The organism is Ruegeria sp. YTSA168 (genome assembly GCF_059610045.1).
Genome location: NZ_JBXWMW010000003.1, coordinates 79,978 through 98,161, shown reverse-complemented (window position 1 = coordinate 98,161; position 18,184 = coordinate 79,978). Strand labels below are relative to the sequence as shown.

Here is an 18,184-nt window from a genome sequence, read left to right as displayed (position 1 = left end):
GGGCGGCGGGGGCAGAGCCTCCTCCTTCACGGTCACTAAAGGATCGGCGCGGGTGTTACTTTGCCCGCATCAACATTCCAAACAGATCGCGAGGATCGTCCGGGTCTGCCAACATATCGAGTGGCTCATAAAACGCTGTATCGGCAACCACGTTTTTGACGACACGCAGGGCCGAGAAATCTTCGATGGCAAAGCCCACGCTATCGAACAGGGTAATCTGGCGATTGTCTTTGCGTCCCTCGGCTTGTCCCGTCATCACCTGCCACATCTCGGTCACTGGGTGATCATCTTCAAGCGCTTGAATCTCACCTTCGATCCTTGTCTGCTCGGGGTATTCCACGAAGATCTCGGACCGCAACAGGATATCGCGGTGCAGCTCGGTCTTGCCCGGGCAGTCACCGCCGATGGCGTTTATGTGCACGCCGGGGCCGACCATGTTGTCGGTCAGGATGGTGGCATATTTCTTGTCAGCGGTGCAGGTTGATATGATCTGCGCGCCTTCAATGGCCTCTTCAGCGGTTTTGCTGGCGATGACGTTTAGGCCCTTGCCTTGCAGGTTGGCGGCGCATTTGGCGGTGGCGTTCGGGTCGATGTCATAGAGGCGTACTGTGTCGATCCCGCACATGGTTTTGAAGGCCAGGCACTGGAATTCTGACTGCGCGCCATTGCCGATCATTGCCATTGTTGTTGCGTTCTTCGGGGCCAGATACTGACCGACCAAGGCTGACGTTGCTGCAGTACGCAGGGCCGTCAGCATGGTCATCTCGGTCAGCAGGGTGGGGTAGCCTGTGTAGACATCTGCCAGCAAGCCAAAGGCGGTGACGGTCTGAAGACCCTCGGAGGTGTTCTTTGGGTGGCCGTTGACATATTTAAACCCGTAAGCTTCGCCATCCGAGGTGGGCATCAATTCGATCACACCATGTGGGGAATGGGCCGGGATGCGAGGGGTCTTGTCGAAGCTTTCCCACCGTTTGAAATCAGCCTCGATCTGAGCTGCGATCCTGTTGATCATCTGTTCGACACCGATATGGTGGACCAGCCGCATCATGTTGTCGACGGATACAAAAGGAACAAGGGCCTTGTCAGAGGGTGCGGTCATCAGAAGCTCCGGGTGGGGCGGTCAAAGATCCGGCGTCCCATCAATGAGGCGGCCAGATCGACGATCAGTTTCGCGGTGCGTCCGCGTTCATCAAGAAACGGGTTCAACTCAACCAGATCCAGCGAGCAGAGCAATCCGCTTTCGTGCAGCAACTCCATGGCCAGATGGGCCTCGCGCTCAGTCGCGCCTCCGGGGACGGTTGTACCGACGGCAGGCGCGATGGCCGGATCCAGGAAATCTACATCCAGTGAAACATGCAGCAGTCCGTTTTCGGCGCGGACACGATCCAGAAAGGCCATCAATGGCGCTTTGATTCCATGTTCGTCGATGCTGCGCATATCAGCCAGCATCGCGCTTTTCTGTTCCAGGACGGCGCGCTCTGCCGGATCGACTGAACGCAGACCGATCATCCCAACGCGATCTGTGGGGATGGTGGCAGGCAGCGCAGGGAAAGCCTCGAAACCGTGCTGCCCCGTGAAATAGGCCACGGGGGTGCCATGAAGGTTTCCGCTGTCTGTGCTTTGCGGCGTGTGAAAGTCGCTGTGCGCGTCAAGCCAAAGCACAAACAGGGGGCGGTTCATCTGTTTCGCGTGCGCGGCCATGCCCGCAACGCTGCCCATCGACAGGGCATGATCGCCGCCCATAAAAATGGGCGTACCCTCAGACGCCGCCTGTTCGGCAGTACGGCTGAGCGCGCGGGTCCAGCCCACGCATTCGGGAAGTGAGAACAGATGGGAATGCGGTGCCAGATCCACCTGATCCGGGTCCACATCGCCCCAATCCGCTACGTTATGTCCCAGATCGGCGAGCGCCTGATCCAGGCCTGCGACGCGAAGGGCATTGGGGCCCATCCGGCATCCCTGTCGTCGTTTGCCTGAATCCATCGGGGCCCCGACCAAAATAATGTGTTTGCTTTCCATAGATTCATTTAGCCGTTCGATATATCTTGCTGGAAGCCCGCAAATTGTTCAAAATGGGCTTTGAAAATCCGAAATGGAAAGGTTCAATGGACGAACTGGATACACGGCTGATCAGTGCTTTGCATCGAGATGCGCGCGCATCTCTGTCGGAACTTGCGGAAACATTGGGCGTGACCCGCACGACCGTGCGCAGTCGGATGCAGCGATTGAAGCAGTCCGGCGAGATTGTCGGGTTCACCGTGTTGACCCGGCAGGACGAGGCACAAAGTCCGGTGCGGGGCCTGATGATGCTGGAGATCGAAGGGCGCGGTACCGAACGAACCATGGCGCGTATCGGTGCCATGCGTCAGGTGCGTGCCGTGCATTCGACCAATGGCAGTTGGGATCTGATTGCCGAGATTGGCACTGAAACGCTGGTTGAGCTGGACGAAGTTCTGTTTCAGATCAGACGGATGGAGGGGATCACCCGGTCCGAGACCAACCTGCTGCTGTCAACGCGCAAGGGGCGGTTGTGATTTCCAGTCTTAATTGCCCTAGTGCTTTGACCGGGAAGGAAATTGTGACACAGTTCCGCCACGGGTGATCTACAGGCAGGGGCCAGAGCCATGACCGCACAAGACCAAGGCGTTGAGCCCAAAGCCCTGCAATGGGCCGAAAAGCTGACAGGCCTTCTGGAAAAGCCGTGGGTGCGGATTGCCATTCCAGTTGTGATCACGTTGGTCGCTTTGACAGTGCTGCATGACCTTTCGTCCCATGTGAAATGGGCGGATGTGCAATCTGATATCGCAGCTACCCCTTGGACCGTGTTTTTTATCGCGCTGTGCTGGACGGCCGTCAGCTTTTTATCGCTATCCTTTTATGATGTCTTTGCCGTCCAAAGTGTTGCAGACGGCGAGGTACCGTTGCCAGTTGCGGGCATGGCCGGGGCCTGTGGTTATGCGGTTTCGAACTGTTTGGGATTTTCATACATCACAGGTACCGCTATCCGGTATCGTATTTACGCCTCACTGGGTTTGGATCTGGCTCGGGTCGCAGGGGTGATCGCCACGTCTTGGGTTGCGTTCTGGATGGGGCTGACTTTGATCCTGGGGGTGCTTTTGACATTGCACCCGGACGGGATATCCAAAGTTCTGCCCGTCAGTGAAACGATTGAGACGGCTATTGGTCTGATTTTACTGGCCGGATTGGTGGCGGTTTTTATCTGGCTGGCCACCGGTGGGCGCCGCTTTTCATTCGCGGGGTTCGAGTTTGATCTGCCTGGCGGGAAACTGGCCAGCCTGTTGACACTGGCGGCGATGGGCGACCTGTTTGGCGCATCCATGGTACTTTATGTGCTGATGCCGGACGATCTGGGTGTAGGTTACCCCTATTTCTTTGCGATCTTTGTGGCGGCTATTGCGGCTGGCATTCTAAGCCATGCGCCTGGCGGGATCGGCGTATTCGAGGCTACAGTAATTGCGGGATTAGGGGCGTCGGGTCGGTCGGATGTGATCGCTGCGCTGCTGTTGTATCGCGTTGTCTATACCTTTCTGCCTTTCGCTATCGCCAGTCTGTCGATCGCCGTCGCCTCGGCCTTGACGCAGCGCCAGAGGATTGGTGGCGCAGCCAGCTGGGTCTATCGGGCGATCCGCCCGATTGTTCCGATGGTGGCGGCGGGTGTGACAGCGATTGCTGGTGTGATTTTGCTGGTTTCTGGCGCGTTACCATCAAATTCGCAAAACCTCAGCGTCTTGCGCGATGTCTTGCCTTTGTCGTTCATCGAAGCCTCGCATCTTGTGGGCAGTGCCGTCGGCGTATTGCTGTTATTGGTCTCTAGGGGCCTGTTCCGCAAACTCTACCGGGCTTGGGTCGTGGCCATGTTGCTGATGGTGGCAGGGTTTGCAGCGTCGCTTGCTAAGGGATTGGATACACACGAAGCCGTTAGTATGTTGGGCACAATCGCGGTTCTGGCACTGTTCCGCGGGGCGTTTTACCGGGTCAGCGGGGCGTCGATCTTCCGGCTGAATATCCCGTGGCTGATCAGCGTAGTCGTTCTGCTGGCGGTGATCTTCTGGATCGGCCTTTTTGCCTATTCCCATGTCGAATACCAAAATGCGTTGTGGTGGGAATTTGCTTGGAACGGCGATGCCTCACGCTTCTTGCGCTCCAGCCTTATAGTAGCGGTGATTGTGGGCATTGTTGCGGTCACCTCGCTGTTCGGGCGCGAGATTCCGGTGCCAGAGCGCGTTGAAATCCCCGAGGTCGTGGAACGGCTGGTGATGCAGAGCGAAGACACGGAGTCCCAGATTTCATTGACTGGAGACAAACAGTTCCTGATTGCGCCGGACGAGACAGCGTTTATCGCCTATGCCGATACGGGCAACGCCATCATTTCCAAGGGTGAACCCGTGGGGGACGAAAAAGCCGGGCAGCAACTGATCTGGCAACTGCGCGAAATGGCTGATCGGGAGGGAAAGCTATGTGCCTTTTACAGCGTCTCGACCAAATACCTGCCGACCTTCCTCGATCTGGGCCTATCGATTCTAAAAATCGGTGAGGTTGCCCGCGTTCCGCTTCAGGAATTCTCGCTGGACGGCAAGTCCCGCAAGCGGTTCCGGCAGGCCAAGAATCGGGCTGAGCGGGAAGGCTATGTGTTTGAGGTCATCCCGAAAGAGAAGCTTGCGCCGCTACTGCCGGAGCTTCGCAAAATCTCGGATGATTGGCTGGCGCAAAAAGCGGGGGCTGAGAAAGGGTTTGCGCTTGGCGGGTTCGATGACACTTATCTGTCCTATTTTGATCATGCCGTGCTGAGAAACGGAGAGACCGGGCAGATCAAGGCCTTTGCCAATCTGTTTCAGGGGGGCAATAAATCCGAGCTCTCGCTGGACCTGATGCGGTACGAACCAGACAGCCCCAGCTTTGTCATGGATGCGCTCTTTGCCGAGATGATGGTGTGGGGGTCCGAGCAGGGCTTTCACTGGTTTTCACTCGGCGCAGCCCCGTTTTCGGGGATCGAGAACCGCCAACTCGCCTCGATCTGGAACCGGATTGGCGGGTTTGTGTATGAACACGGGGAACAGTTTTATCACTTCGAAGGGCTGCGGGCGTTCAAACAAAAGTTTGACCCGGAATGGAGCCCAAATTACTTGGCCAGCCCCGGTGGGTTCTCTGCGCCACGCATCCTCTATGAGGTGAACATCCTGATCTCGGGCGGTTTGCGCGGGTTGACGAAGTAAAGGTTAGTTCAGGCTGGCGCCGGTCGGGGCCTGTTGCAAAAGATCACCCCAATCGGTGCGATATGCCATCTCGGCCAGAACCGTTTCGGGCAGGAATTCCCGGTTTTGGCGGATTTGCCAGCCGCCGCCCAGACCTTTGTAGACAGCGACCAGGTTGCTGGACACCTCTTGCCGCGCCTCGATCAGATTGGCCTGAGAACGCAGCAGCGCAGTCTGGGTGTTCAGAATGCGAGAATAGCTGGCGATCCCGTCACGATACTGGCTGATCGCAATCTCTGCAGCCTTGCGTGAGGCGTCGACACTTTGCTGATAGAACCCGACCTGCTTACGCGCCTGCGCATAGGCGACCATAGCGCTTTCCACCTCGGAATAGGCCGTTAGCACGGTGTTCTGGTAGTTTGCGATCAGCGCCTGATAAGCCGCGTCCTGCGCCCGCACGTTGTTCTTGACACGCCCATAGTTCAGCACGTTCCAGACAACGCCCGCGCTGGCCAGACCCGTTGTGCTGTTCGAACTGAACAGATCGCGCCCGCCCGAGGCTTGCAATCCGATTGAGCCGGACAAGACAAACTGTGGATAGAGGTCTGCCATGGCGATACCCACCTGCGCCGATTGGGTGGCGGCGGCCAGCTCGGCGGCGCGAACATCAGGGCGACGGCGCAGCAACTCGGCCGGAACGCCCACGGCGACATTGGAACGCGCCGATGGGATGCGACCGGAATTGCCCAGAAGGCTGGTCATCCGCGAAGGTGTCGCGCCCAGCAATACGGCCAGCGCATTCTTGGTCTGTTGCAGATCGCTCTCTAGCTCAGGCACCAGCGCTTTGGTGTTGTTTAGCAGGGCGGTCGATTCCTGAACGTCCAGTTCGGTGGTAACACCGTTGTTGAACCGCAATTGCGTCAAATCCGCCGAGTCTTGCTGTAGTTTGATGTTCTCTCGGGCGACGCTAAGGGATTCCTGCAAAGCACGAATATTCACATAGAGCGCGGCGACGTCACCCGTTAGCGTGACCAATGCGTCATCGTAATTCGCCACCTGCAAGGCGAGGTTCGACCGTGCCGCTTGTACGCCGCGACGTTGTGCCCCCCAGACGTCCAGTTCCCATTGGGCATCAAAGCCCACTTGCGAGGTTGAAAACTCGGTATCCAAAGGGATGATCCGGTTGATATCTGCAATCGGGCCAAGATTGTCACTGATAAGGCGCCTTTGCAGGGATCCGCCAAGCGCCTGCGATTGCGGATAAAGCTCACCAAAGGCGATCCCCAGCTGCGCCCGCGCTTGCAATACGCGCGCCCCGGCAACTTGCAAACTCAGGTTCTGGGCATAGGCTTCGGCCACAAGTTTGTTCAGGGTGGGGTCATTGAATGTCTCCCACCACTTCACAACCGGTGCGCTGCGCGCGGTTAGGCCGCTTTGTCCTGCGCTTGGGCTGTTGACCTCGATCCATTCTTTCACGACCGGCGAATTCGGGCGCACGAAATCGGGGCCCAGCGGAGCGCAAGCGGCCAACATCGCCGCGCACAGGGCCGTTCCCATCAAATGGCGAAAGGGTTTGGCCCGTTTCATGATCTGTGTCCTCAAATGTCCAGCGGTCGGATGAAGTTGGCGAAGGAATAAAGGCGGATGTTGATACGCCTCAGAAACTCAAAGCTCTTGCCCTGACCAGTATAGATGGCAACGGCGGCGTGGCCGCCCGCTGGTAGGATATGCTCTTCGGGCATCTCGACCGTGATCTGCACCGCGATCCGACCGGGCAGTTTCGGTAGTTCAAAGCCGGGCAGGCGGCCCGAGGGCAGATACTGACCCTGACGCGTGGCCCACCAGATCGCCTCGACCTTACCGGGCAGGATTTCACCGGGATAGAGGTCCAGCGCGACCTCAACCTCTTGCCCAACCTCAACGAATTTCAGGTTCTGCTGGCGGAACGTTGCCAGAAGATAGGGGTTATCTTCGGTCACGAAGCTGGCAATCGCGCCCAGACGGATATCGCCAACGACCAGACCGGGGCGGGCCTGTTGTGAGACGATCATACCGTTTTCCGGTGCGTAGATCGTTGTATTATCAAGGAAATATTTGGCTTCGGCCAATTGCGCCTGCGCTTGTAGGATCCCTGTGTTTACCCCGTCGATCTGGGAGTCCTGCGCCAGAACGGCCTTTTGCAGGTTTGCTTCGGCTTGTTTGACGGCTGCTGAATCCTCAGCCACCTGTTCGTTCCAGCGGTCGAGCTCATCTTGTCGGGCGCCACCTACAGGAACCAGGTTTTCGTACCGGGCTTGTTCGGTCAGCGCATAGTCCAGCTGTGCATTTGCCCGCTCGACCGCTTCGGTTTTGGCAATCACGTCCTGTTCCAGGATTTTGGCATTTTGCTGCGCCGCGACCAATTGCGCCTGTGCATTGTCTACAGCCAGTGAAAACACAGTGTCATCAAAGCGATAGAGCGGATCGCCCTTTGTCACAGTTGTGTTCGGTTCAACCAGAACTTCGGTCAGGATGGTGGGTTGCGTCAGCTTCGGGACGATCTGAATGGTGGATCGCACCACGTGGCTGTCGACCGAGAAGGGCTGAAAGAACCGCAATGCGACAAGGAAAATCAGCAGCAAGTGCGCACCCACCCAGAACGAGACAATGCCCCAGGCGATGTTGAACTTCAGCCACTCCATCTTGAAGAAGATGAACCAGACGAAAATGATGTAGAACAGCGTAATGCCGAGGGCGACGAACATGTCCGAGTGTTTCCTTTGGCCTTAGCTTTTCTGCGTCTCGTCGGACGCGGCCTGATATTCTTCTTTCACCGTTCCGCCTAGACGTTCGATATCTTTGCGGATGGCGTCCTTTTCTTCGTCTGGGCCCCGGCGAATGTCGACGGTCACACCATCATGAAACGCCCACATAAAGGCATGGACCCAGGGCACAACCGCCAGAAATCCCATCCAGCCCATGATTTTGACCGCTTCGGCATGTGGGTGGTTGCGTTTGATCGCAATCCGACCGGGCAACCCCATGATGAATAGGAACAACGCCATCACAGCGGCCAGGAGTAGAATCAATGCCACGAAGGTCAGATAGTCGTAGTAGCCAAGCGGCTGCCCCAATAGTCCCATGCTCGTGCCTCCTGTTTTGGATGGTGCTTCTATCCTCCGGTCTAGGTGGAGGGTCGTCAATCCATTTATGGTGGATTTACGCCGCAGTTCCCTGCGCGTCGCAGATACGAACCCTGGTTTCCCATGTACCACAATTCTGCACCAGGGACACAGGCAGCGGTTTATCCGTATAGATGGTGTCCATCTCTGCCATAGAGGTGATCCGGGCCGGGGCAGAGCGCTGGAATTTCGAATGATCCGCCACAAGATAGCTGCGCCGCGCCTGTGCGATGATGGTTTGGCTGACATGAACTTCTTGAAAGTCGAAATCCAGCAGATCGCCATCTACATCCAGTGCGGAACATCCAATCACCGCGTAGTCGAACTTGAACTGGCGTATGGTTGACACGGTCAGGTTGCCGATCAGCCCCCCGTCCGCGCGGCGCAGCATGCCGCCCGCCACCACGATTTCGCAATCAGGGTTGTCGACCAGAATATTGGCGACATTCATATTGTTGGTCACAACCATCAGGTTCTTATGGGTCAGCAACTGGCGGGCAACGGCTTCGGTCGATGTGCCGATGTTCAGGAAAACCGATGCGCCATCGGGGATATCCTGTGCACAAGCTTGCGCCATCAGGGTTTTCGCGTCGGCATTCAGGGTGCGGCGATCCTCGTATCCGATATTGGCCAGGCTCGACCGTAGAACCGCGCCACCGTGTACCCGATCCAGCTTGCCGGCTTCGGCCAGTTCGGACAGGTCGCGCCGGATGGTTTGAACGGTGACTCCGAACCGTTCGGCCAACCCATCGACTGTAACGCGCCCTTCGGTGCTGGCGATCTCAAGAATATCGGCTTGGCGAAAGGACAGGGACATCGGCATTTCCATGTGGTTCTGGTATCTTCGTTTATGTTCTTTCACGTCGATTTGGCAAGTTTCCCTGCGTGAAATTCATAGCTGTGTTGCAAAACGAAAATAAACGAACATAAAGCTTGATCGCGCGAAGGGTGCTCTGATTAATGCAGGCAACCGGATTGTAGTGGGAATCACTGGCCATGACGTCGACAAACGATCACATCGCAGACCTGTTTATCATCGGTGGCGGGATCAACGGCTGCGGTATCGCGCGTGACGCCGCCGGGCGTGGGTTGTCGGTGACCTTGGCCGAGATGAACGATCTGGCCTCGGCCACGTCGTCAGCCTCGACCAAACTGTTTCATGGGGGCCTGCGCTATCTGGAGTATTTCGAAATCCGACTGGTGCGCGAGGCGCTGATCGAACGCGAGACGCTGCTGCGCGCAATGCCGCATATCAGTTGGCCGATGCGCTTTGTGCTGCCGTACCACAAGGACATGCGCTTCGATTCCGAAACGCCGACCTCAAAGCTGCTCAGCACAGTCATGCCGTGGATGCGCGGGCGGCGCCCGGCCTGGCTGATCCGTTTGGGGTTGTTCCTGTATGATAATCTCGGTGGGCGTAAGATATTGCCGGGGACCAGATCGCTGAACCTGCACAGCGCACCCGAAGGCGCGCCATTGCAGAAAAAGTTCGAAACCGCCTACGAGTATTCCGATTGCTGGATCGAAGACGCGCGGTTGGTCGTGTTGAACGCCCGTGATGCCGAGGCGCGCGGGGCGCAGATCATGGTTGGGACTGAGGTGATATCCGCCCACAGGGTTGACGATCTTTGGGAAGTTACGGTCAGGGATCGCGACAGTGATGAAACGCGCGTGATCCGCGCTAGGATGCTGATTAATGCAGGTGGCCCATGGGTTGGTGATATCATTCAGTCCAAAATCCATGTGAATTCGCGCGAAGGTGTGCGGTTGGTGCGCGGCAGCCATATCGTGACGCGCAAGCTGTACGACCATGACAAGTGCTATTTCTTTCAAGGCGAAGATGGGCGCATCATCTTTGCCATTCCGTATGAGCAGGATTTCACCCTGATTGGCACCACCGATCAGGACCACGCGGACCCATCCGAACACCCGTTCTGTACCGAGGCTGAGAAGGATTATCTCTGCGCCTTTGCTACGAGTTACTTCGCACAGCCGGTTACCAAGGACGATATCGTCTGGACCTATTCCGGCGTGCGTCCGCTCTATGACGATGGGGCCAGCAGCGCGACGGCGGCAACGCGGGATTATACGCTGAAAGTGAACGCAATCGGCGGTGCGCCGGTGCTGAACGTGTTCGGCGGCAAGATCACCACCTATCGCCGTCTGGCTGAAAGCGCGCTGGAGAAGGTGGGCGAGCATTTCCCGGATTTGCCGGGCCCCTGGACGGCGGGTGTGGCACTTCCCGGCGGGGATTTCCCCGTTGATGGCCTGCAGATGCTCAGAGACAGTCTGGTCGCCGACTATCCGTTTTTGTCTGTGCCTTGGGCGGCGCGTCTGATCCGTGCCTACGGGACCGAAGCGCAAGAGGTCTTGGGTGATGCGTCCGAGGCAGCCGATCTCGGCGAAGATTTCGGCGCAACACTCACTGCGCGCGAGGTTGCCTGGCTCATGGACAAGGAATACGCACGCAGGGCCGAGGATGTGGTCTGGCGGCGTAACAAGCTGGGTCTGCGGCTGAAGCCAGAGCAGATCGAACGGATCGATCAGTGGATGGCGCGGCGCCTGCAGGCATAGGTCATCGAAGGCTTGGCTGCCGGGGCAGAGCATGTTAGCCCTTGGGCACGGTCGGCAGACACCGAGGCGTCGCTGCTCCTGCGGGAGAGCTAAACCTGCCATTCAGATTGAAACGACATCGCAGTCCCTAGGGGCGTTGTTTCGTTAAGTCAGCGACCGACGAGCGTATGAAACGCCCGATATGGATGCATGATGACCAAAACTCCTATCCCTTTGCACGTGGATGACCTGACCGGCTTCGCGCGTGCTTTGAACCACCAATTGGGCGAGGCCAGCCCAACTCATCTCAGCCTGATGAACATGCTGGCCCGCGCGGCCGGGTTTCAGAACCTGCAGCATATGCGGGCCGCCAACGCGGCCAAGCGGCGTATCGAAACACGACCTGATGCAGGGCCGCTGGACATGCGGACGGTTGAGCGGGCGTTGTTTCAATTCGACGCCGCAGGGCGCCTGAAACGATGGCCGTCCAGACGTGCTGTGCAGACCCTTGCCCTGTGGGCCTTATGGGCCAGCGTTCCCGCCGGGATTAGCCTGGCCGAGACGGAGGTCAATGAACGGCTTGTGCAAGAGCACCTGTTCGATGACCCGGCGACGTTGCGGCGCACTATGATCTCCTGCGGGTTGCTGACGCGACAAATCGACGGGAGTGACTACCGCCGGATTGAGCAGGCCCCACCACCAGAAGCGCAGGCCGTAATCCGCGAGGTTACTGTACGACGACGCAACCGGGCAGAGGCCAGTGCCGCATAGCGTCGCAGCAAAAAAAGCCCCGTGACCAGCACGGGGCTTTATCATGTTTCATGACCGTTGATCTCAGCTGGTCTCGGTTGCCGGATCAGGATCGCCTTTGCTACCTTTCAGCCATTCGCGCAGGCTCTGCATCAGGGCATAAAGCACCGGCACAAGGATCACGCCAACCAGGGTGGCCGCCAGCATGCCGCCGAATACGGCCACACCAATGGCCTTCTGGCTTGCGGCACCAGCCCCGTTGGCCGCCAGCAGCGGTACAACTCCAAGCAGGAAGGACAGCGCTGTCATCATCACGGCACGGAAACGCTGATAGGCGGCCTCGGCTGCGGCGTCCTTGATCGACAGACCTTTGGCGCGCTGCTCCATGGCGAATTCCACGATCAGAATCCCGTTCTTCGAGGCCAGACCCACCAACATGATCATCCCGATCTGGGTATAGAGGTTGATGTCGCTGCCCACGATGGCCACGGCGGCCACCGCCCCGAAAAGGGCAACGATCACAGACAGTAGGATCGACACGGGCATCGACCAACTCTCATACTGGCCAACAAGGAACAGGTAGCCAAACAGGATCGCCAGCCCAAGGATGATGATCACCAGACTGCCCGAGGCCAATTGCTGCTGCGCCGTCCCCGTCCATTCGAAGGCATAGCCGGGGGGCAGGGCGGTGGCGGATTCCTCGGTCATCACACTGATCGCGTCGCCACTAGATAGCCCTGGGGCAGGCACCGCCGTGACTGTGGCCGAGCGGAACAGGTTATGTCGTTTCAGCAGAACCGGGCCCAATACGTTCTCAACATCGATCAACGTGCCCAGAGGCACCATCTCGCCTTGTTGAGAACGAACATAGAGGTTCGAGATATCCTCGACATTGTCCCGATAGGTCCCATCTGCCTGGATCATCACCCGATAGACCCGACCAAACAGGTTGAAGTCGTTCACGTAATACGACCCCAGCTGCGCCTGCATGGTCTGGAAAATCTCAGCCACTGAAACCTGCAGGGTCTTGGCCTTTTCCCGATCCAGATCGACAAACAACTGCGGAACGTTGGCGCGGAAGGTCGTGTAGGCTTGGCCGATTTCTGGCCGCTGATTTGCTGCGTAGACAAAGGAGCCCACGGCCGAGGCCAGATCCTGCGGTGTGCCACCTCCGGTTTGCTGCACCTCCATCTCAACCCCGGCGGACATGCCGAGACCCTGAATGGGTGGTGGATTGAACGCCAGGACCGAGGCTGCGGATTCACCATTCGCAATGGCCAATATCTTGGCAAGAATGGCATCAGCACTCAGATCATCCTCCTGCCGGTCATCCCAGTTATCCAGGTTGACGAAAATCGCGGCACCGTTGGTGATGGTGCCGTTCAGCAGGGAAAAGCCGTTCACCAGAACCGTGCTTGCAACACCGGGTATTTCGCGTATCTGATCGTCCAGACGCGCGGTCACCGTTTCAGTCCGCTCCAGCGTGGCCGCATCCGGCAATTGAACATCAACGAACAGATAGCCGTTATCCTCAAGTGGGATAAACCCGCTGGAGGTGTTGGACATGATCGTGCCGGTTCCCATCGCAAGTGCCACGATCACACCCAGGGCAACAACCGGCAAGATCAGCAGCTTGCGCACGATCGAGACATAGCCATTCCGTACCGTTCCAATGAACCGTTCGAACAGGGCCAGCACACCTTTGGGAGGGCCGGAGCGGGCCCGCAGAACCAACCCGCATAACGCCGGTGACAAGGTCAGCGCGTTGATGGATGAGATCACAACAGCGGTCGAAATGGTCACCGCAAATTGCGAATACAGCTGGCCTGAGATGCCGGGCATGAAGGTCACGGGCACAAATACGGCCAGCAGAACCAGTGTGGTTGCGATGACCGGACCGGTGATCTGGCCCATGGCTTTGCGTGTGGCTTCTGCAGGCGGAAGGCCCTCGTCAGCGATGATCCGTTCGACGTTTTCCACGACCACGATGGCATCATCCACCACGATCCCGATGGCCAGCACCAAAGCGAACAGCGAGATCGTGTTCAGCGACATGCCAAAAACCAGCAGGAAGGCGAAGGTGCCGATCAATGACACAGGGATGGCGACGGCCGGAATGATGGTCGCCCGCCAACTGCCGAGGAAGACAAACACCACCGAGATCACAAGGATGAAAGTCAGGATCAGGGTTGAAACTACATCGTTCAGCGAGGCTTCGACAAAGTCGGTGGTGTTAAAGGGGACGGCATATTCCACATCCGCCGGGAAAGAGCGTGATAGCCTTTCCAACTCGGCCTGAACGCGGTCAGATACGGCCAGGGCGTTTGCCCCCGGCGCCTGATAGATGCCGATGACTGTTGCAGGAACCGCTTGGAAATACCCCGAGGCCGAATAGAACTGTGCGCCAAGTTCAACGCGTGCAATGTCGCGAACCCGCACGATTGAACCGGCATCGCCTGTACGGATCACAATTTCCCCGAATTCGGCGGCCGAAGTCAAACGACCCTTGGATTTGATCGTGTACTGAAAGGTCTGCCCCTCCGGCACAGGCGGTGCGCCGATCGAACCGGCAGAGACTTCGATATTCTGTTCCTGAATCGCGCTGATCACGTCACCAGGTGTGATGGACAGGGCAGCCATCTTGTCCGGGTCCATCCAGATGCGCATCGCATATTCCAGATTGGTCAGAACATCAGCTTTGCCGACCCCCTGAACCCGCGCCAGCGCATCGCGCAAGTTGATTGACGCATAGTTCGACAGAAACACACTGTCATATGTGCCATCCGGCGAGGTCAGCGTGACCAGCATCAGCATATTGGTCGAAGACTTCTGAGTGACCACGCCAGAGGAAGTGACTTCGGTGGGCAGAGAGGATGTGGCCTGCGACACCCGGTTTTGCACGTTGACCGACGCGATGTCAGGATCGGTACCGACTTCGAAGGTGACATTCAGCGAATAAGAGCCGTTGTCGGATGAGGTTGACGTCATGTAAATCATGTCGTCAACACCGTTCACCTGTGCCTCAATCGGGGCGGCAACGGTGTTTTCCACCGTTTCGGCATTTGCGCCAGTGTAGGTGGTAGTCACACTGACCACAGGTGGCGTGATATCCGGGAACTGAGCGACTGGCAGGACCATGTAGCCGATGCCGCCCATGATTGTCAGGACAAGCGAAATGACAAGCGCCAGCTTGGGCCGGCTGATGAAAAGGGCCGAGAACATGTGTTATTCTCCCGGCTGCTCTGAGGCCACAACCGCGTCAACCGCGACGCCCGGGCGAACCCTTTGCAAACCTTCGACGATCACGCTTTCGCCTTCACGCAATCCATCCAGCACGATGATCGCCGTATCGACCGTATCGCCCGTAGTGATATAGCGCTGTTCGACCATTTGTTTGTCATTGACGACCAGAACAAATTCACCGCGCTGGTCGCGTTGCAGGGCGGCCTGCGGGATCAGTACTTGTAGTGTGGGCTCCAACGCCTCGATGTGAACAGTCAAGAAAGCGCCATCAAGGATCAGACGATTGGTATTGTCGAACTGGGCGCGCATGGTGATCGCACCGGTCAGCGGATCGATGCGGTTATCAACAAAGACGATCTCGCCTGTCTCATCCAGTTCCGTGCCGTTCGGCAGGGTCACATGGACATTCGGGCTTTTACCGCTTTCCGCAAGCGAAGCGGCGTTTTCGTTAAACTGCTCAAGGATCGAGGTGAACTGCTTTTCGTTCAGCGAGAAATTCACATAGATTGGGGTTTCGCTGACCAGATTGACCAATGCCGGGTTCGAGGGGCCAACCACATCGCCAACGCTGGTTGTCACTCGCCCGATCCGCCCGTCAAACGGGGCGTGGATTTGCGTATAGCTCACGTCAAGTTCGGCTTGCTGGATCGCGGCATTGGCAGCTTTAACCTCTGCCTCGGCGACCAGTTCATTTGCGCGGGCCGTATCGCGTTCGGATTCGGGCGTGGCATCGCGTTTGAACAGCTCTTCCTTACGATCAAGGTCGATCTTGGCGAGTTCCAGATTGGCCTGGGCCCGGTTCAGGTCGGCTTTGCGGGCCTCAAGCGTGGCCTGATACAGGTCGGGCTCGATTGTAAACAACAGCTCATCCTTGGTGACAAGCGCGCCGTCTTCGACATTCTGGCTTTCCAGAAACCCGTTCACACGCGCCACGATATCGACCTTGTTGATCGCTTCGGCCCGTCCGATGAACGCCGCCTCATCTGTGATTTCTTGCGTATAAGCCGCCGCGATGGATACTTTGGGGGCTGGCGCCTCGCTTTGATCCTGGGCCAGCGCAGTATAACTGACGCCCAGACTGGCCAGGGCAGCGATGGCCAAAGCCGGACCCTGATAGCGGAGGATAGAGTTCTTCAATGCAAGGGGCATGGCGGACGCCTCGTTCAAAAGGAATTTGCGTAATGGCGCGCGGCCATGGCGAGTCGATTGATGTCTGGGTCAGGATGGCTCGTTTAGAGACATATCTCAAGCGTCTTGAATCGTGCCATATGTTGGAGTGGGCCAGAAATTGTTCTGATTGCAGGCCAACTTAGATGTGCAACAGATGTAGATTTGGGTGCTGAACCTGCGGATAATCAGAGCGCAGAGAACGAAAAAAGGTGAAGGTTGGAACCTTCACCTCGGATCAGTTGTCAGACCAAAACAGCCCGCCTGTCAGTCGCGCGTTCCGGCAAAGCGGGTTTGCCAGTTTTCGCGTTGCTCATCTGTGATCTTTGCGAACAATACGTCCGGAACCGAAAACGCGTGCCCGGCGGGCAGGGCGTTCAGCGCGTCATCGGCACTGTCGGGCCAGCTTGTATCCAGAGTGTTCATCGCACTCAGCATCCGTGCTGAGGCGTCTGGGATGAACGGTGCGCTGAGCACGGCATAGAGACGGATCAAGTTCAGGCCCAGACGCACCTGTGCGGCGGCCTGTTCCGGATCTTCCTTGAAGGTCGACCATGGGGCTGCGGCCTGCAGATATTCATTGCCTGCGACCCAGATCGCGCGCAATTCCTGCGCCGATTTGCGGACCTCCATCGCTTCCATATGGGTTTCATAGGTGCGGATTCGCTTGGAGATGTCTTCGATCAGCGCAGTCTCACGTTCTCCAAAACGTCCGCCTTCAGGCACGGTTTCACCGAATTTCGAACGGCAGAACTTGGTGATCCGGCTGACGAAGTTGCCCAGGACGTCAGCAAGGTCCTTGTTCACCGATTGCTGGAAGTTCTCCCACGTGAACTCACTGTCACTGCTTTCCGGTGCGTGGCTCAGCAGCCACCAGCGCCAGTAATCGGCTGGCAGGATCTCCAGCGCTTGGTCCATAAACACGCCGCGACCCTGAGAGGTCGAGAACTGACCACCGTCATAGTTCAGATAGTTGAACGATTTCAGGTGGTCGACCATCTTCCACGGCTCGCCCGAACCCAGAATGGTGGCCGGGAAGGATAACGTGTGGAAGGGGACGTTGTCCTTGCCCATGAACTGTACGTAACGCACGTCATCCGCGCCCTTGTCAGTGCGCCACCAGCGCTGCCAATCAGCATCCGTCTTGCCATTCGCATCGGCCCATTCCTTGGCGCAAGCGATGTATTCGATCGGCGCGTCGAACCAGACGTAAAAGACCTTGCCCTCCATCCCCGGCCAGTCCTGATCGCCTTTCTTGACTGGAACGCCCCAGTCCAGATCGCGGGTGATGCCGCGGTCCTGCAGACCGTCGCCGTCATGCAGCCATTTCTTGGCAATGGATGTCGTTAGGATTGGCCAGTCGGCCTTGCTGTCGATCCAGGCATCCAACTGATCCTTCATTGCCGATTGGCGCAGATACAGGTGCTTGGTTTCACGCACCTCCAGATCGGTCGAACCCGAAATGGCCGAGCGCGGCTCAATCAGGTCGGTCGGATCCAGCTGTTTAGTGCAGTTCTCACACTGGTCACCGCGCGCACGCTCATAGCCGCAATTGGGGCAGGTGCCTTCGATATACCGGTCAGGCAGAAAGCGCCCGTCGGCATTGGAATAGACCTGTTTCTCGCTGACTTCACGGATCAGCCCCGCATCATCCAGCTTGCCTGCGAAATGCTGGGTCAGCGCCTTGTTCTGCTCGCTGGAAGACCGGCCAAAGTGATCAAAGCTCAGCCCAAAGCGCTTTGCGATATCGGCCTGCACCGCATACATATCGGCGCAATATTCAGCCACCGGCTTGCCTGCTTTGGCGGCAGCCAGCTCAGCCGGGGTGCCGTGTTCATCGGTGGCGCACAGGAACATGACCTCATTCCCCCGGCCGCGCTGGTAACGTGCGTAAAGATCGGCAGGCAGCTGCGAGCCGATCAGGTTGCCGAGGTGTTTGATCCCGTTGATGTAAGGGATCGCCGAGGTAATTAGAATCCGGGCCATGTTGCGTTTCCACCTGTCTGTCTGCGCGCCCGTCTACCTTAAGTAACCGGGCAGCAAAAGCCCGGGTTTGAAACTGACGGCAAGAAACGCGCGAAGAGCAGATTTTTTCAC

At 57.7% G+C, this 18,184-nt stretch carries 13 protein-coding genes; 4 read left to right on the top strand and 9 right to left on the bottom strand.

Annotation, left to right across the window (positions count from 1 at the left end; translation table 11 throughout):
* Nucleotides 1–55: 55 nt before the first annotated feature.
* Complete coding sequence (gene ocd, locus AC2FFE_RS07135) at nucleotides 56–1,099, bottom strand: ornithine cyclodeaminase (protein ID WP_496817631.1); 1,044 nt, start codon at nucleotides 1,097–1,099, stop codon at nucleotides 56–58.
* Nucleotides 1,099–2,019, bottom strand: coding sequence for an arginase (gene rocF / locus AC2FFE_RS07130; RefSeq protein ID WP_496817632.1), 921 nt, complete (start codon nucleotides 2,017–2,019; stop codon nucleotides 1,099–1,101). The genes ocd and rocF overlap by 1 nt, the downstream gene beginning before the upstream one ends.
* An 86-nt stretch (nucleotides 2,020–2,105) precedes the next feature.
* Between rocF and AC2FFE_RS07125 the strand changes: the two genes are divergently transcribed.
* Both AC2FFE_RS07125 and mprF read left to right on the top strand, forming a co-directional pair.
* Nucleotides 2,106–2,534 (top strand): Lrp/AsnC family transcriptional regulator, encoded by a 429-nt coding sequence (locus AC2FFE_RS07125; protein WP_480826911.1) that lies wholly within the window; start codon nucleotides 2,106–2,108, stop codon nucleotides 2,532–2,534.
* A gap of 90 nt (nucleotides 2,535–2,624) precedes the next feature.
* Nucleotides 2,625–5,234 carry a bifunctional lysylphosphatidylglycerol flippase/synthetase MprF gene (mprF, locus tag AC2FFE_RS07120; RefSeq protein ID WP_496817633.1) on the top strand — a complete coding sequence of 870 codons (2,610 nt, stop codon included), beginning with the start codon at nucleotides 2,625–2,627 and terminating at the stop codon, nucleotides 5,232–5,234.
* 3 nt (nucleotides 5,235–5,237) lie between these two features.
* Here the strand turns inward: mprF and AC2FFE_RS07115 are convergent, their stop codons facing one another.
* The 4 genes from AC2FFE_RS07115 to AC2FFE_RS07100 all read right to left on the bottom strand — a co-directional run bounded on the left by AC2FFE_RS07115 (nucleotide 5,238) and on the right by AC2FFE_RS07100 (nucleotide 9,191).
* Nucleotides 5,238–6,800: an efflux transporter outer membrane subunit gene (locus AC2FFE_RS07115; RefSeq protein WP_496846281.1), complete on the bottom strand. Its 1,563-nt coding sequence runs from the start codon at nucleotides 6,798–6,800 to the stop codon at nucleotides 5,238–5,240.
* 11 nt (nucleotides 6,801–6,811) lie between these two features.
* Nucleotides 6,812–7,957: an HlyD family secretion protein gene (locus tag AC2FFE_RS07110; RefSeq protein WP_496846280.1), complete on the bottom strand. Its 1,146-nt coding sequence runs from the start codon at nucleotides 7,955–7,957 to the stop codon at nucleotides 6,812–6,814.
* 21 nt (nucleotides 7,958–7,978) lie between these two features.
* Complete coding sequence (locus tag AC2FFE_RS07105; protein ID WP_480497928.1) at nucleotides 7,979–8,335, bottom strand: DUF3302 domain-containing protein; 357 nt, start codon at nucleotides 8,333–8,335, stop codon at nucleotides 7,979–7,981.
* Nucleotides 8,336–8,411: 76 nt separating this feature from the next.
* Complete coding sequence (locus tag AC2FFE_RS07100; protein WP_496817636.1) at nucleotides 8,412–9,191, bottom strand: DeoR/GlpR family DNA-binding transcription regulator; 780 nt, start codon at nucleotides 9,189–9,191, stop codon at nucleotides 8,412–8,414.
* A gap of 179 nt (nucleotides 9,192–9,370) precedes the next feature.
* On the opposite strand from AC2FFE_RS07100, the gene glpD reads away from it, so the two are divergent.
* Entirely contained in the window at nucleotides 9,371–10,948 is a 1,578-nt protein-coding gene (glpD, locus tag AC2FFE_RS07095; protein ID WP_496846279.1) for a glycerol-3-phosphate dehydrogenase, read from the top strand.
* A 192-nt stretch (nucleotides 10,949–11,140) separates the two neighbouring features.
* The gene (locus AC2FFE_RS07090; protein WP_496846278.1) at nucleotides 11,141–11,698 is read left to right on the top strand and encodes a DUF2087 domain-containing protein; all 558 of its coding nucleotides are present in this window, start codon (nucleotides 11,141–11,143) and stop codon (nucleotides 11,696–11,698) included.
* Between the two features lie 63 nt (nucleotides 11,699–11,761).
* Here the strand turns inward: AC2FFE_RS07090 and AC2FFE_RS07085 are convergent, their stop codons facing one another.
* From AC2FFE_RS07085 to metG, 3 genes are all read right to left on the bottom strand, one after another.
* Nucleotides 11,762–14,899: an efflux RND transporter permease subunit gene (locus tag AC2FFE_RS07085; protein ID WP_496846277.1), complete on the bottom strand. Its 3,138-nt coding sequence runs from the start codon at nucleotides 14,897–14,899 to the stop codon at nucleotides 11,762–11,764.
* 3 nt (nucleotides 14,900–14,902) lie between these two features.
* Nucleotides 14,903–16,069 (bottom strand): efflux RND transporter periplasmic adaptor subunit, encoded by a 1,167-nt coding sequence (locus AC2FFE_RS07080; RefSeq protein WP_496846276.1) that lies wholly within the window; start codon nucleotides 16,067–16,069, stop codon nucleotides 14,903–14,905.
* 285 nt (nucleotides 16,070–16,354) lie between these two features.
* Nucleotides 16,355–18,073, bottom strand: coding sequence for a methionine--tRNA ligase (metG, locus tag AC2FFE_RS07075; RefSeq protein ID WP_496846275.1), 1,719 nt, complete (start codon nucleotides 18,071–18,073; stop codon nucleotides 16,355–16,357).
* Nucleotides 18,074–18,184: the final 111 nt, after the last annotated feature.

Excerpts from the sequence above, each read along its gene's own strand:
- AC2FFE_RS07100 (WP_496817636.1), bottom strand. The coding sequence starts at position 9,191 with ATGTCCCTGTCCTTTCGCCAAGCCGATATTCTTGAGATCGCCAGCACC.
- AC2FFE_RS07085 (WP_496846277.1), bottom strand. The coding sequence starts at position 14,899 with ATGTTCTCGGCCCTTTTCATCAGCCGGCCCAAGCTGGCGCTTGTCATT.
- metG (WP_496846275.1), bottom strand. The coding sequence starts at position 18,073 with ATGGCCCGGATTCTAATTACCTCGGCGATCCCTTACATCAACGGGATC.
- AC2FFE_RS07090 (WP_496846278.1), top strand. The coding sequence starts at position 11,141 with ATGACCAAAACTCCTATCCCTTTGCACGTGGATGACCTGACCGGCTTC.
- AC2FFE_RS07110 (WP_496846280.1), bottom strand. The coding sequence starts at position 7,957 with ATGTTCGTCGCCCTCGGCATTACGCTGTTCTACATCATTTTCGTCTGG.
- AC2FFE_RS07105 (WP_480497928.1), bottom strand. The coding sequence starts at position 8,335 with ATGGGACTATTGGGGCAGCCGCTTGGCTACTACGACTATCTGACCTTC.
- AC2FFE_RS07115 (WP_496846281.1), bottom strand. The coding sequence starts at position 6,800 with ATGAAACGGGCCAAACCCTTTCGCCATTTGATGGGAACGGCCCTGTGC.
- ocd (WP_496817631.1), bottom strand. The coding sequence starts at position 1,099 with ATGACCGCACCCTCTGACAAGGCCCTTGTTCCTTTTGTATCCGTCGAC.
- glpD (WP_496846279.1), top strand. The coding sequence starts at position 9,371 with ATGACGTCGACAAACGATCACATCGCAGACCTGTTTATCATCGGTGGC.
- mprF (WP_496817633.1), top strand. The coding sequence starts at position 2,625 with ATGACCGCACAAGACCAAGGCGTTGAGCCCAAAGCCCTGCAATGGGCC.
- rocF (WP_496817632.1), bottom strand. The coding sequence starts at position 2,019 with ATGGAAAGCAAACACATTATTTTGGTCGGGGCCCCGATGGATTCAGGC.
- AC2FFE_RS07080 (WP_496846276.1), bottom strand. The coding sequence starts at position 16,069 with ATGCCCCTTGCATTGAAGAACTCTATCCTCCGCTATCAGGGTCCGGCT.
- AC2FFE_RS07125 (WP_480826911.1), top strand. The coding sequence starts at position 2,106 with ATGGACGAACTGGATACACGGCTGATCAGTGCTTTGCATCGAGATGCG.